Consider the following 13,674-nt stretch of genomic DNA (forward strand, 5'->3'; position numbering starts at 1 on the left):
ATTGCAAAAACCACGCCGATGGATTTTCACGGTGGGCAGTGTGCGAAGGTTTTGATGAATTAAGGGTTAATTCGTCGGCAGAATTTGCCGGGCACTGGGCAAATTCTGCCTACCCCGTCCTGGGGAAACTCAAGGGGGCGCGCCGTTCGCGCCGCTCCTTCGCGCTTGGCGTACGCGCATCGGAACGCCATGTATCATCGGGCGAGTTCGCCGGTGCGTGCGTTGACGGGCCCGGGAGACGGGCATAGCTAAGAAATCGCCGCCGCACGCGCAACCCGTACGGGTTGCCCGGTGTTGAAGCCTCAAGAGTTTGTACGATGCACACGGGGGACAGCTGTGAAAAAGCGCGGCCGTGAGAAGAAGGAAGGCCTCAACGAGGTCGACGTGTTCGTCGGCCAGCGCCTGCGCGAGCTGCGCATGCTGGCCGGGTTATCGCAGAGCGACGTGGCTTCGGCGCTGGGGCTGACCTTCCAGCAGCTGCAGAAGTACGAGCGCGGCTTCAACCGCGTCTCGGCGAGCCGGCTGTTCACGCTGGCGCACTACTTCCGCGTGCCCGTCTCGGTGTTCTTCGAGGGGCTGGAGGAGCGGCGTTCGCACACCGAGGCGGCGGGCGCCGAGGCGGAGTCCGAGGGCACGCTGCGCTCGCGCGAGGCGCTGATGCTGGCGCGCTATTTCCAGAACATCCGCGACCCGCAGGTGCGCGCTGCGATCCGCGAGCTGGCCGAACGCTGCGCCACCGCCAGCGAGGCCGAAGGCCACGCCGAGGCGATGCCGGCCGCCGCCCGCCAGGGCCGCCGCGGGCGTGGCGAGCACGTGGCGGGGCGGGCGTAGTCAGGCTTCGCCCCGCAGCTCGCGATAGCGCGCCAGGAACGCCGCCATCGCCTCCTCCGGCCCCAGCGGCACGATGGGATCGGGGGCCGGCGGCGGCAGGTCCTTCCAGTTGACCCGGTGCGGCGCGCAGAGGTCGCGCAGCTCGGTCGCCAGCGCGCGCTGGTCGGCCACCTTGACCGGTTTCGGCTCCGGGTAGCGGAAGCCGAAGCGCTGGGCCAGGCCCACCTTGATCGGCGCGATGGCCTGCCGGATCGCCTCGCGGCCGATGCGCGCCTTCCATGGCGTCGGCCAGTCGCCGGTGAACGCCTCCTCGCTGTCGTGCATCAGCGCGTCGTAGGCGTATTCCGGCGGGCACAGATGGCTGGCCAGCAGGCAGTGCTGGGCGACGCTGAAGAAGCGGATGGTGTTGCCGACGAAGCGGCACTGGAAGGCCAGCGGGCGTGCCACGTCCTCGATCTCGAAGCGGCTGAAGTCCGGCTTCTCCAGGTCGACGACCCGGCCGGAATAGGTGATCAGCACGGCCGTCGGCTCGGGCACGTCGAGCAGATCGTACTGGTCGGGATCGGATACGGTGCGCGAGGCGGAGCGGCGGCGTGTCATCGCCCATGAGTATCAGAGCGGGGCGGTGGGGCACAACCGGCGCTCCATCGGCCAGCGCTCCATCGGGGAGGTCAGGCCGCGCCCTGCACGGCGTCGGGATCCTCGATCAGCCGGTTGGTGTCGGCGACCGCCTGTTCGAGCAGCGGCAGCAGCGCGGCGACGGTCTCGGCGTCGGCGTGCCGCTCGTTGACGGCACGGGCGACGGCGGCCAGCCGCGGCGCGCCGAAGTTGGCGGCGAGCCCGGCCAGCGTGTGCGCCGCGTGCCCCAGGTCACGCGGCCGGTCGCCCTGGAAGGCGGCGTGAATGGCCGACAGCTCGCGCAGCGCGGCCTCCGGCATCAGGCGCAGCATGCCTTCCAGGCTCTCGGCACCGAGTGCCAGGCGCAGTTCCGACAGCTTGACCCGGTCGATCAGCGGGATGCCCAGGAAGCCCTCGGCGGCCGCCGGGGGGGCTGCGGCGGGAACCGGGCGCTGGGTGCGCGGCCGGCCGACGACCTCCAGCATCAGGGTATCCAGCGCCTCCCAGTCGACCGGCTTGGTCATGTACTCGTCGAGGCCGCAGGCCATGTGGCGGTCGCGGTGCTCGGGCAGGGCGTCGGCGGAGATGCCGATGATCGGCATCTGCGCCACCGGCCCGGCGCTGCGCCGGATCGCCCGCGCGGTGGAGCCGCCGTCCAGCACCGGCATCTCCATGTCGAGCAGCAGCAGGTCGTAGCTCCGCCCCTGCAGCGCCGCCAGCGCCGCGCGCCCGTCGCCCACCGCGTCCACCCGGTGCCCCATGCGGGTCAGCATGGTGGAGATCAGCATGCGATTGATGTCGTTGTCCTCGGCCAGCAGGATGTGCAGCGACACCACCGGCTGCGGCGCCGGGTCCTTCAGGTCCGGCGTCCGCCGCGGGACGGACTGCGCCGGGCGCACGCGGATCGAGAAGCCGAAGGTCGAGCCGTCGCCCGGCTCCGACGTCACCGTGATCTCGCCGCCCATCGCCTGCACGAGGTGCCGGCAGATCGCCAGCCCCAGCCCGGTGCCGCCGTACTTGCGGCTGGTCGAGGCGTCGGCCTGCACGAACGCCTCGAACAGGCGGCCCCGCTGCTCCGGCGTCATGCCGATGCCGGTGTCCGCCACCTCGAAGCGCAGCAGGATATCCTCGCCGTCCGCGGTGTGGGGCGCCCACAGGCAGATCTCGACGCCGCCGCGCTCGGTGAACTTGATGGCGTTGGACACCAGGTTGAACAGCACCTGGCGCAGCCGCGTCGGGTCGCCGCGGACAAAGGCCGGCGTCTCGTCGGCGACGGAGGCGGTCAGGCTGAGGCCCTTCGCGGCGGCGCGCACCTGGAACAGCTGCACCACGTCCTCGACCAGCCGGCCGAGCGCGAAGTCGATCTCCTCCAGTTCCAGCTGCCCGGCCTCGATCTTCGAGAAGTCGAGGATGTCGTTGAGCAAATCCAGCAGCGTGTCGGCCGAGGAGCGCAACGTGTTGACGAAGCCCTTCTGCTGCTCGTTCAGCGCCGTCCCCAGCAGCAAGTCTCCCATGCCGAGCACCGCCGTCATCGGCGTGCGCAGCTCGTGGCTCATCATGGCCAGGAAGCGCGACTTGGCGCGGCTGGCGTTCTCGGCGGCGACGCGGGCGGTATCGGCCTCCTCGCGGGCGCGGTCGAGGTCCTCGGCCAGCGCGAAGGTCTCGGCGGCGAGGCGGGTGAGCTGGTCCTGGGCGTCGCGCAGGTCCTGCTCGGAGCGGCGCTGGCGCGTGATGTCGATCGACGAGCCGACCAGCCAGCGCACCGCGCCCGCGGCGTCGCGCACCGGGCGGACCGACAGCGCGTTCCAGAACGGCGCGCCGTCCTTGCGGTAGTTCAGGATCTCCAGCGCCGCCGGCGTTCCTTCGTCCAGCGCGCGGCGCAGCGTGTCGGCGGTGCGCGGGTCGGTGTCCGGGCCGCGCAGCAGCGCGAGGTTGCGGCCCGCCAGCTCCGCCGCGGTGTAGCCGGTCATCTCCTCGAACGCCGGGTTGCAGTAGACCAGCGGCGTCCCGCCCTGGCGTGCGTCGAGCACGGCGATGCCGGCGCCGGTGGCTTCCAGCACCTCGGCGAGCATCGTCGGCGTCAGCACGTCATCCTGCGGCAGGGCGGCGTGCGGCAGGGAAGGGGAGGGGGTGTGGTCCACGCGTGGCCGTCGTTCGTCGAAGGACACGACCATAAGCGTTCGCGCCCGCGATTGCCACGGGGTTCCGCGCGCCGTACCATGCACGCGGAGAACGGGAGAGAGCCGGGCACGACACACCATGATGGCCGATCCGCAGAGCGCCGCGCCGCAGTCCGTCCACGACCTCGGCATCCTTCTGGTCGAGGACGATTCCGCCACCCGCACCGCGGTGTCGCGGATGCTGTACGACCTCGCCGTCCGCAGCGTGTGGGAGGCGCGCGACGGCGTCCACGCGCTGGAGTTGCTGAAGCAGCACGGCGAGCGGATCGACCTGGTGATCTGCGACCTGGAGATGCCGCGCATGGGCGGGCTGGACCTGCTGCACGCGCTGCGCACCTCCGGCGGCGCGCCGCTGACCGACCTGCCGGTGATCGTGCTGACCGCCCACCGCGAGGCGGAGACGGTGAAGCGCGCCATCGCCTACGGCATCTCCGGCTATCTGGTGAAGCCGGTCAACAAGTCGGATCTGACCAAGCGTCTGAGCTTCGCGGTGCAGAAGGGGCGGTAGGGGGCGGCCCGACGAAAAGGCTGAGGCTGGCGGCTGGTCAACCCGCCGGGGATCCGGTAGAACAGGGGATCATTCCTTGTGCACCGCACTGGCATGGGGTGCGCCGCACCCGCAACCGCTGGGAGCGCAGTGAGCGAAGACCCACCCATATCCGCCCCCGCTTCCAGCCCTGAGGGGGAGCGCCGCGCCCGCGCGTCCGAACTGCTGGAGGAGTTCCTCGCCCACGAGCACGGTGAGCGCATCGCGCTGGGCGATCTCGTGCGCATCCTCGGCGACCGGGCGTTCGGCGCGATGATCCTGCTGCTGGCGATTCCCAACGTGCTGCCGGTGCCCGGCCTGTCCACGGTGACCGGGCTGCCGATCGTGCTGATCGCCGCGCAGCTGATGTTCGGCCGTGCGCAGCCCTGGCTGCCGCGCCGCCTCGCCGCCGCGAGCATGGAGCGCGAGGGCTTCCTGAACGTCCTCCGGCGCGCGCATCCGCGCATGCAGTGGATCGAGGGCCGGCTGCTGCGCGCGCGGCTGCCGGCGTTGACGTCGCCGGTCGCCGAGCGTTTCATCGGCGCGGCCATGGTTGTTCTGGCCGGGGTGCTGGCGCTGCCCATCGTCTTCGGCAACCAGCCGCCGGCCTTCGCGCTGGCGCTGATGGCGCTCGGCCTGATCGAGAAGGACGGCGCCTTCATCGTGGCGGGGCTGGTGGCGGGGCTGGTGGCGCTGGCCATCGTCGCCGCGGTGGTGTTCGGATTCGCGCAGGGCCTGCTGATGCTCGTCGGCTTGGCCACGGCTTGAGAGACAAGAGGGGGAAGCGGCACCGGTCATGGTTTGGGAACTTCTGGTCATCGTCGTGCTGATCGTGGTCAACGGCTTCTTCGCCATGTCCGAGCTGGCCGTGGTGTCGGCGCGGCGCGCGCGGCTGCAGCAGCTCGCCGAGAACGGGCGCCGGGCCAGGGGGGCGAAGGCGGCGCTGGAGCTGGCCGAGAACCCCAGCCACTTCCTGTCCACCGTGCAGATCGGCATCACGCTGATCGGCATCGTCGCCGGCGCCTACGGCGGCGCCACGCTGGCCGAACGGTTCGGCGTGCAGCTGGACCAGATCCCGTGGATCGCGCCGTACGGCCAGCAGGTCGCCTTCGCGCTGGTGGTCGCCGGCATCACCTACCTGTCGCTGATCGTCGGCGAGCTGGCGCCCAAGCGCCTCGCGCTGGTCAACGCCGAGGGCATCGCGGTGGCGGTCGCCCGGCCGATGCAGGGCCTCTCGCGGGTGGCGCTGCCGCTGGCGTGGCTGCTCGGCGCCTCGACCGAGGCGCTGCTGAGGCTGCTGCGCCTGCCGACCACGCGCGAGCAGACGGTGACCGAGGAGGAGGTCAAGACCCTCATCGCCGAGGGCACGCAGAGCGGCGTGTTCGAGCCGGCCGAGCGCCAGATGATCGAGGGCGTGCTGCGCCTCGCCGACCGCACGGTGCGCGCCATCATGACGCCGCGCCCGGACGTGCTGTGGCTCGACCCCGAGGACAAGCCCGAAGCCATTGCCACGGAGATCCGCGACAGCGGCTATTCCCGCTTCCCGGTCTGCCGCGGCGACGTGGACGAGGTGCTGGGCATCGCGTCGGCCAAGGCGCTGCTCGACCAGGCGCTGCGCGGACGGGCGATGGATCTGCGCGGCGCGCTGGTGCAGCCGCTGATGGTGCACGACGGCACGCCGGTGCTGCGCCTGCTGGAGCTGTTCAAGCAGTCCACCGTGCACATGGCGGTGGTGGTGGACGAGTACGGCAGCGTCGAGGGCATCGTCACCCTCACCGACATCCTGGAGAGCATCGCCGGCGAGCTGCCCGAGGCCGGGCAGGAGGCCGACGGCGCTGTGATCCGCCGCGAGGACGGTTCCTGGCTGGTGGACGGCATGCTGCCGGTGGACGAGGTGGAGGCGCGCGTCGGCGTGCCCGACCTGAAGGGGGAGGGCGGCTACCACACGCTCGCCGGCTTCGTGCTGGAGCGCCTGGGCCACGTGCCCATCGCGGCCGAGCACTTCGTCTGGCGCGGCCACCGCTTCGAGGTGGTGGACATGGACGGCCGGCGCATCGACAAGGTGATGATCCAGCGCGTGGACCTGCCGCCGGAGGAGCCGTGAGATCCTGTTGTGGCGGGCAACCCGGATGCACGGATTGCACGGATCAGAACACGGATTACACGGATCTTTTTATTCGTGCACAGCAATGGCTTGCGGGTAGACCTCAGCGCCGCAAGCATAAAAAATCCGTGTAATCCGTGCCGCAATCCGTGCAATCCGTGTGCCCGGGTTGCCCCCGGCACGAAGACCTGCGGGACCTCAGAACTCGCTGACCCCCGTCCGCGAGATCCGCACCTCGCGGTGCACCGACACGCTGAGCAGGAAGCCGACGCAGACCAGCAGCGTCATCATCGCCGTGCCGCCGTAGGACACCAGCGGCAGCGGGATGCCGACCACCGGGATCAGGCCCATCACCATGGCGACGTTGACGAACATGTAGAGGAAGAACTGCGTCGTCAGCCCGACGCCGACCAGTCGGCCGAACTGGTTGCGGCAGCTCAGCGCGATCGCCACGCCATAGACCAGCAGCAGGCAGTACAGCAAGAGGATGGTCAGTGCGCCGACCATGCCGAACTCCTCGGCCAGCACGACGAAGATGAAGTCGGTGTGCTTCTCCGGCAGGAACATCAGCTGGCTCTGCGAGCCCATCGTGAAGCCCTTGCCGAACAGCCCGCCGGAGCCCAGCGCGATCTTCGACTGGATGATGTTGTAGCCCTTGCCGAGCGGGTCCAGCTCCGGGTCGAGGAAGGTGTAGACGCGGTTGCGCTGGTAGTCGTGCAGGAACTCCCAGCCGATCGGGATGGCGGCCAGCCCGCCGCCGATGGCGATGGCGAACTTCCACAGCCGCACGCCCGCCGTGAAGAACACTGCGCCCGAGCCGAGGATCAGCAGCAGCGAGGTGCCCAGGTTCGGCTGCAGCAGCACGAGGCCCACCGGCGTGAACACCAGCAGGATCGGCGGGATCAGCATCAGCGGCCGGCCGACCTGCTCCAGCGTCAGCCCGTGGAAGTAGCGGGCCAGCGCCAGCGTCATCGCCGGCTTCATCAGCTCCGACGGCTGCAGCACGAAGAAGCCCAGGTTGATCCAGCGCTGCGCGCCCATGCCGATGTGGCCCATGACCTCCACCGCCACCAGCAGCATGAACACGCCGAAATAGATGACATAGGCCAGCCGCATCCAGATGCGGATATCGACCAGCGCGATGCCCAGCATCAGCACGAGGCCGGGCATGGCGCGCACCAGCTGCGCCTTCGCCCAGGGATCCCACTGGCCGCCGGCGGCCGAGTAGAGCAGCGCGATGCCGACGCCGGAGATGGTGCAGATCAGGAGCACGAGGCCCCAGTTGATCATGCGGATCTTGGCGCCGAGCGTCAGCGTCGGGCGTTGCGGCGACAGCCCGCCGGAGTGGTTCTGAAGGAGTGCGGCCATGGCGCGCGGATACTGCACCAGGACCACCCCCGCGGTAAAGCCGTCCGCGCCCGCGCCCCAGGAAGGCCACCGATCCGGGGCATTTGCACCGTTCAGAGGATATAGGTCATCACCAAGTACAGCACCGCCTCCTCCTCGCCGACGTTGCGGTAGGCGTGCGACGCGTCGGCGTCGAACTGGATGGCGTCGCCTTGCCACAGCCGGTACGCGCCATCGCCGGTCACCACCTCCACCGCACCGCTGGAGACCAGCAGGTTCTCGGTGGTGCCGGCGGCGTGGGCGTCGGCCTCCTCGTGGGCGCCGGGGGCGAGGCGCAGCTCGTAGAACTCCACCTGCCGCTCGCCCTCCAGCGGGAACAGCGCGCGCGAGGTGAAACCGCCGCCGTCCGAGGCGAGCGGCGAGGACTCGGCGCGCCGGATAACTGTGGTGCCGCCGCTGCCGACGCTGCTCAGCAGGCTGGAGAACGGCACGTCGAGCGCCTTGGCGATCTTCCACAGCGCCTCGATGGTCGGCTGGCCACCGCCGGCTTCCAGCGCCTCCAGCGTCGCACGGTCGCTGCCGGCCAGCGAGGCCAGCAGGTCGAGCGACAGGCCCTGGCGCAGCCGGAAGCTGCGGACGTTCGCCGCGACGACGGACGCCAACCCGTCGTCGAGCGGCGGTGCATCGGGACGGGGTGCGGTCGTGCTGGTGCCCAAGGTCATGGCCGCGTCTCCTGTGCGGTTGTTTCGTGTGATATGTCATTCAATCAACGCTATCATCGGTGTTGATATAGGAAAACTGCAAAAATTACTCGTTCAATGTGGCGATTGACCACCGGCATGGCAGACGGCTATAATTGCCTACGTAATAAGTAGAGAAAATAATGGTCCAGGGAGATAGGGTGCCCAGCGGCCCGGATGCGGCGCTGTCGCCGCCCGTCAGCGACGCGGTCAAGCACACCACCTGCTACATGTGCGCCTGCCGGTGCGGCATCCGCGTGCACCTGAAGGACGGGCGCGTCCGCTACATCGAGGGCAACCCCGACCATCCCGTGAACAAGGGCGTGATCTGCGGCAAGGGCGCGGCCGGAATCATGAACCACACCTCGCCGGCCCGCCTGCGCAAGCCGCTGAAGCGCGTTGGCCCACGCGGCTCCGCCGATTTCGTCGAGATCGAGTGGGAGGAGGCGCTGGGCCTCGCCGCGCAATGGCTGGGCGACATCCGCCGCACCGATCCCAGGAAGCTCGCCTTCTTCACCGGGCGCGACCAGAGCCAGTCGCTGACCGGCTGGTGGGCGGCGCAGTTCGGCACGCCCAACTTCGCGGCGCACGGCGGCTTCTGCTCGGTCAACATGGCGGCGGCCGGGCTCTACACGGTGGGCGGCTCGTTCTGGGAGTTCGGCGAGCCGGACTGGGAGCGCACCAAGTACCTGCTGATGTTCGGCGTCGCCGAGGACCATGATTCCAATCCCATCAAGACGGGGCTGGGCAAGCTGAAGGCGCGCGGCGCCAAGGTGGTGTCGGTCAACCCGATCCGCACCGGCTATTCCGCGGTGGCGGACGAGTGGATCGGCATCCGGCCGGGCACCGACGGCCTGCTGGTCATGGCGCTGATCCACGAGCTGCTGCACGCCGACCGCATCGACCTGGAATACCTCGTCCGCTACACCAACGCGCCCTGGCTGGTGATCCGCGCCCCCGGTGCCGCGGACGACGGGCTGTTCGCCCGCGACGCCTACGGCAACCCGCTGTGCCACGACCTGGGCAAGGACGTGCTGGTGGACGCCACGCTGCCGGACGTGGCGCCCGCCCTGGTGGGCAACGTCACTTTGCCCGACGGCCGCACCGCCGTGCCGGCGTTCCAGCTGCTCGCCGAGCGCTACATGGACCCGGCCTGCGGCCCCGACGCGGTGGCGGAGCGCTGCGGCGTGCCGGCGGCGACGATCCGCCGCCTCGCCGCGGAGCTGGCGCACGCCGCCTTCGACGAGGCCATCGCGCTGGACATCCCGTGGACCGACTGGGCCGGGCGGCGGCACGCGGTGACCACCGGGCGGCCGGTGGCGATGCACGCCATGCGCGGGATCTCGGCGCACTCCAACGGCTTCCACACCTGCCGCGCCATCCACCTGCTGCAGCTGCTGCTGGGCGCGGTGGACTGTCCCGGCGCCTTCCGCATCCGTCCGCCGTTCCCCAAGCCGATCCCGCCCGGCCTCAAGCCCGCCGGCCGCCATTCCGCTCCGGGCAAACCCCTGGGCGGCATGCCGCTGGGCTTCCCGGCCGGACCGGAGGACCTGCTGCTGGAGGACGACGGCACCCCGATCCGCATCGACAAGGCGTACAGCTGGGAGGCGCCGCTCGCCGCGCACGGCGCCATGCACATGGTGATCGCCAACGCCTGGAAGGGCGACCCGTACCCCATCGACACGTTGTTCCTCTACATGGCGAACATGAGCTGGAACTCGTCGATGAACACGGCCGGCACCATGGCGATGCTGACCGATACCGACGAGACCGGCGCGTACAGGATCCCGCGCATCATCTACTCCGACGCCTTCTTCTCGGAGATGGTGGCGTACAGCGATCTCGTGCTGCCGGACACCACCTACCTGGAGCGCTGGGACTGCATCTCGCTGCTCGACCGGCCGATCTGCTCGGCCGAGGGGCCGGCCGACGCCATCCGGCAGCCGGTGGTCGAGCCCGACCGCGACGTGCGCGCCTTCCAGACGGTGCTGCTCGACCTCGGCGCCCGGCTCGGCCTGCCCAGCATGGTGACCGAGGACGGCGCGCCGAAGTACAAGGACTACGCCGACTACATCGTCAACCACGAGCGCTCGCCGGGCATCGGCCCGCTGGCGGGTTGGCGCGGGCCGAAGGCGGACTGCGTCGGCCGCGGCGCGCCGAACCCGGACCAGCTCCAGGCCTACGTCGCCAACGGCGGCTTCTGGAGCCACGAGCTGGAGCCCGGCCAGCAGTTCTACAAGTTCGCCAACCGCGACTACCTGGACTTCGCCGTGCACATGGGCTTCGTCGCCGAGCCCAAGCCGATGGTCATGCAGATCTGGTCGGAACCGCTGCAGAAGTTTCGCCTCGCGGCGCAGGGCCACGGCCCGGTGCAGCCGCCGGACGCGCTGCGCGAGCGGGTGCGCGCCGCCTTCGACCCGCTGCCGGTCTGGTACCCGCCCTTCGAGGGCGCGCGGGTGGACGAGCAGGCGTTCCCGCTGCACGCGCTGACCCAGCGGCCGATGATCATGTACCACTCCTGGCATTCGCAGAACGCGTGGCTGCGGCAGATCCTCGGCAAGAACCACCTGTACGTGAACACCGCCACCGGGCGGCGGCTGGGGCTGGCGGACGGCGACTGGGTGCGCGTCACCAGCCACCACGGCGCCATCACCGTGCGCGTCAAGCTGATGGACGGCGTCAACCCCGACACGGTGTGGACCTGGAACGCCATCGGCAAGCGCTCGGGCGCCTGGAACCTCGCCCCCGACGCGCCGGAGGCGACCGAGGGCTTCCTGCTCAACCACCTGATCTCCGAGCGGCTGCCCGGCGAGGAGCTGTCCAACTCCGATCCGGTTACGGGCCAGGCGGCGTGGTTCGATCTGCGGGTGCGGATCGAGAAGGTGGCCGGCGCCACGCTCGCCGAGCCGCAGTTCGCCGCCATCCCGCGCGCTCCCGGCCTGCCGGTGCCGCCGCGCGTGAGGGATCGCCTATGACCAGCCTGCCGGAGACCCGCGGGCCGAAGCGGCTGGCGCTCGCCATTGACCTGGACACCTGCGTCGGCTGCCACGCGTGCGTGACCAGCTGCAAGGAATGGAACGCCGGCGGCAACCCGGCGCCGCTCGGCGACGTCAACGCCTATCAGGCCGGCCAGCGCGGCGCTTGGGCCAACCGCGTCTTCGCCTACGAGGCGGGGGAGGGGGGGGCCGGGCGCACCGTGCACTTCCCGAAGAACTGCTTCCACTGCGAGACGCCGCAGTGCGTCACCGTCTGCCCGACCGGCGCCTCGTTCAAGCGCGCCGAGGACGGCATCGTGCTGGTCGATTACGACAAATGCATCGGGTGCAAGCTGTGCGCCTGGGCCTGCCCCTACGGCGTGCGCGAGCTGGACGAGGTCGACGGCACCATGAAGAAGTGCACGCTGTGCATCGACCGCATCTACAACGCCAACCTCCGCGAGGAGGAGCGCCAACCCGCCTGCGTCCTGGCCTGCCCGACCAAGGCCCGGCATTTCGGCGACTTCAATGATCCGGAATCCACCGTGTCGAAGCTCAGCCGCGAGCGCGGCGGCTTCCGGGTGATGGAGGACCTCGGCCAGAACCCCACCGGCACCTACCTGCCGCCCCGGCCCGGAAAGCGTGCGGAAGGCGCCGAGCTGCCGAAGGTCGACCACGGCGGCGGGCGCTTCCTGCGCTGGGTCGACAAGATGCTGACGCGGTGACCATGCACCCGGCCTATTCCGTCATTTTCTTCACCACCGCGTCCGGCGCCGGCTACGGCCTGCTGGCTTTGCTGGGCGTCCTCACCCCGTTCGGCCTCCTCCCGCCCGGCGCGTGGTTCACCCTGACGGCCCTCGCACTGGCCTTGACCCTGGTCACCGGCGGCCTGCTGTCCTCCACCCTCCACCTGACGCACCCGGAGCGGGCGTGGCGGGCGGTGAGCCAGTGGCGGTCGTCGTGGCTGTCGCGCGAGGGCGTGCTGGCGCTCGCCGCCTACGCGCCGGCGGGCCTCTTCGGGCTGGCGGTGCTGCTGGGGGCGCCACGCGGGCTGGTGGCCGTGCTGGGCATTGCCAGCGCGCTTCTCGCGCTCGCCACCGTCTACGCCACGTCGATGATCTACGCGTCCCTGCGCGCCGTCCGGCAATGGAACAGCCGCTGGGTGCCGCCCGTGTACCTCGTGCTGGCGCTGATGACCGGCGCGCTGCTGCTGGCCGCCCTGCAAGGCCTGTGGGGCGGCGGCTGGCGCGGGCTGGGCGGGCTCGCCGTGGGGCTGAGCGCGGCCGGCTGGCTGGTCAAGGCGGCGTACTGGCGCGCCATCGACGCGCAGGCGCCGCGCCGCGACGTGGGCGGCGCCACCGGCCTGGACCGGCTCGGCCGCGTCCACCTGCTGGAGAAGCCGCACACCGAAGAGAACTTCCTGATGCGCGAGCTGGGCTATCAGGTCGCCCGCGCGCACGCCGCCAAGCTGCGCCGCATCGCCCACGCCGCGCTGTTCGCGCTGCCGCTGCTGCTCAGCCTCGCGGCGCTGGCGCTGCCGGCCCTGGCGGTGCTGGCGGTGCCGAGCGCCGCCGTCGGCGTGCTGGCCGAGCGCTGGCTGTTCTTCGCCGAGGCGCGGCACACCGCCATGCTCTATTACGGCGCCGCCGCGTAGCCCTTGGTGAACAGGGTCACCGCCGCTTCGAGGAAGCGCTCCAGCTCGGCTTCCGTGATGTTGCTCTCGATGCACAGGATGAAGCGCGTGTGGATGTGCGCCTTCAGCAGGCCGAAGAACTGCTCGGCCGCGAGGTTGACGTCGGGGATGCGCAGTGCGCCGCGGCGGTCCGCCTCGCGCAGGTACGCCGCCAGGTGTGCGTGCGAGACCGCCGGGCCGGATTCGTAGAAGGCGCGCGCCAGCTCGGGGAAGCGGTGCGCCTCGGCCACCACCACCCGGTAGGCGGCCAGCGCCTTGCCGGACAGCACCAGCCTCATGAAGCGCCGGCCGACCAGCCGCAGCGCGTCGGCCACCTCCATCCGGCTCACCTCCTCGCAGGTCAGGGCGCCCATCTGGTCGCGGCACTCGCACGCCACCATGGCGGCGAACAGCTCGTCCTTGCTGCGGAAATGCGCGTACAGCGTCGCCTTGGACACGTTGGCGGTCTTCGCCACGTTGTCCATGCTGACGGCGCCGTAACCGTTCTCCAGAAACAGCTTGCCCGCCGCCTCCAGGATCTGCGCCGGCTTTGAGCCCGCCTCGGGGCTCGGCGCCACCACACCCGCCATTCCGTCCTCCCACCTCTTCGAAACCCGTACCGGCATGGATAGTACTAAACCGTTCAGTTCACTCTTGACAAGAGATATGCACTGCGCCATC

General features: G+C 70.3%; 12 protein-coding genes. 7 read left to right on the forward strand and 5 right to left on the reverse strand.

The genetic code is table 11. From position 1 onward, the window contains the following. Positions 1–336: 336 nt before the first annotated feature. Positions 337–831, forward strand: a complete 495-nt coding sequence (locus TSO221_RS26760; RefSeq protein WP_109121563.1) for a helix-turn-helix transcriptional regulator — start codon at positions 337–339, stop codon at positions 829–831. On the opposite strand, the gene TSO221_RS26765 is transcribed toward TSO221_RS26760, so the two are convergent. Together TSO221_RS26765 and TSO221_RS26770 are read right to left on the reverse strand one after the other, a co-directional pair. Continuing rightward, positions 832–1,431: a transcriptional regulator gene (locus TSO221_RS26765; protein WP_109121564.1), complete on the reverse strand. Its 600-nt coding sequence runs from the start codon at positions 1,429–1,431 to the stop codon at positions 832–834. A 71-nt stretch (positions 1,432–1,502) separates the two neighbouring features. Further along, positions 1,503–3,590, reverse strand: coding sequence for an ATP-binding protein (locus TSO221_RS26770; protein ID WP_247878287.1), 2,088 nt, complete (start codon positions 3,588–3,590; stop codon positions 1,503–1,505). A gap of 118 nt (positions 3,591–3,708) precedes the next feature. Here TSO221_RS26770 and TSO221_RS26775 point away from each other — a divergent pair, with 118 nt between their 5' ends. From TSO221_RS26775 to TSO221_RS26785, 3 genes are all read left to right on the forward strand, one after another. Beyond that, complete coding sequence (locus TSO221_RS26775) at positions 3,709–4,137, forward strand: response regulator (protein ID WP_109121566.1); 429 nt, start codon at positions 3,709–3,711, stop codon at positions 4,135–4,137. Between the two features lie 129 nt (positions 4,138–4,266). Next, positions 4,267–4,923, forward strand: coding sequence for an exopolysaccharide biosynthesis protein (locus TSO221_RS26780; RefSeq protein ID WP_247878288.1), 657 nt, complete (start codon positions 4,267–4,269; stop codon positions 4,921–4,923). Between the two features lie 28 nt (positions 4,924–4,951). Next, on the forward strand, positions 4,952–6,259 hold the full coding sequence (locus TSO221_RS26785) for a hemolysin family protein (RefSeq protein ID WP_109121568.1): 1,308 nt from the start codon (positions 4,952–4,954) through the stop codon (positions 6,257–6,259). A gap of 198 nt (positions 6,260–6,457) precedes the next feature. On the opposite strand, the gene rodA is transcribed toward TSO221_RS26785, so the two are convergent. Both rodA and TSO221_RS26795 read right to left on the reverse strand, forming a co-directional pair. Beyond that, positions 6,458–7,627 (reverse strand): rod shape-determining protein RodA, encoded by a 1,170-nt coding sequence (gene rodA / locus TSO221_RS26790; RefSeq protein ID WP_109121592.1) that lies wholly within the window; start codon positions 7,625–7,627, stop codon positions 6,458–6,460. A gap of 92 nt (positions 7,628–7,719) precedes the next feature. After that, on the reverse strand, positions 7,720–8,328 hold the full coding sequence (locus TSO221_RS26795; protein WP_109121569.1) for a cupin domain-containing protein: 609 nt from the start codon (positions 8,326–8,328) through the stop codon (positions 7,720–7,722). A gap of 179 nt (positions 8,329–8,507) precedes the next feature. Here TSO221_RS26795 and TSO221_RS26800 point away from each other — a divergent pair, with 179 nt between their 5' ends. Genes TSO221_RS26800 through TSO221_RS26810 form a run of 3 tightly spaced genes read left to right on the forward strand, consistent with a single transcriptional unit; the run spans position 8,508 to position 12,975 of the window. Further along, the gene (locus TSO221_RS26800) at positions 8,508–11,321 is read left to right on the forward strand and encodes a molybdopterin oxidoreductase family protein (RefSeq protein ID WP_247878289.1); all 2,814 of its coding nucleotides are present in this window, start codon (positions 8,508–8,510) and stop codon (positions 11,319–11,321) included. Next, positions 11,318–12,046 (forward strand): 4Fe-4S dicluster domain-containing protein, encoded by a 729-nt coding sequence (locus TSO221_RS26805; RefSeq protein ID WP_109121571.1) that lies wholly within the window; start codon positions 11,318–11,320, stop codon positions 12,044–12,046. Before TSO221_RS26800 ends, TSO221_RS26805 begins: the two co-directional genes overlap by 4 nt. A 2-nt stretch (positions 12,047–12,048) precedes the next feature. Further along, a complete protein-coding gene (locus TSO221_RS26810) occupies positions 12,049–12,975 on the forward strand; it encodes a DmsC/YnfH family molybdoenzyme membrane anchor subunit (protein ID WP_109121572.1) in 927 nt (308 codons plus the stop codon). Here the strand turns inward: TSO221_RS26810 and TSO221_RS26815 are convergent. Continuing rightward, positions 12,957–13,583: a TetR/AcrR family transcriptional regulator gene (locus TSO221_RS26815; RefSeq protein ID WP_109121573.1), complete on the reverse strand. Its 627-nt coding sequence runs from the start codon at positions 13,581–13,583 to the stop codon at positions 12,957–12,959. The two genes, TSO221_RS26810 and TSO221_RS26815, sit on opposite strands and share 19 nt — an antisense overlap. Between the last annotated feature and the right edge of the window lie 91 nt (positions 13,584–13,674).

The sequence above is a fragment of the Azospirillum sp. TSO22-1 genome (genome assembly GCF_003116015.1).
GTDB lineage: Bacteria > Pseudomonadota > Alphaproteobacteria > Azospirillales > Azospirillaceae > Azospirillum.

Excerpts from the sequence above, each read along its gene's own strand:
- TSO221_RS26815 (WP_109121573.1), bottom strand. The coding sequence starts at position 13,583 with ATGGCGGGTGTGGTGGCGCCGAGCCCCGAGGCGGGCTCAAAGCCGGCG.
- TSO221_RS26805 (WP_109121571.1), top strand. The coding sequence starts at position 11,318 with ATGACCAGCCTGCCGGAGACCCGCGGGCCGAAGCGGCTGGCGCTCGCC.
- TSO221_RS26810 (WP_109121572.1), top strand. The coding sequence starts at position 12,049 with ATGCACCCGGCCTATTCCGTCATTTTCTTCACCACCGCGTCCGGCGCC.
- rodA (WP_109121592.1), bottom strand. The coding sequence starts at position 7,627 with ATGGCCGCACTCCTTCAGAACCACTCCGGCGGGCTGTCGCCGCAACGC.
- TSO221_RS26775 (WP_109121566.1), top strand. The coding sequence starts at position 3,709 with ATGATGGCCGATCCGCAGAGCGCCGCGCCGCAGTCCGTCCACGACCTC.
- TSO221_RS26795 (WP_109121569.1), bottom strand. The coding sequence starts at position 8,328 with ATGACCTTGGGCACCAGCACGACCGCACCCCGTCCCGATGCACCGCCG.
- TSO221_RS26785 (WP_109121568.1), top strand. The coding sequence starts at position 4,952 with ATGGTTTGGGAACTTCTGGTCATCGTCGTGCTGATCGTGGTCAACGGC.
- TSO221_RS26765 (WP_109121564.1), bottom strand. The coding sequence starts at position 1,431 with ATGACACGCCGCCGCTCCGCCTCGCGCACCGTATCCGATCCCGACCAG.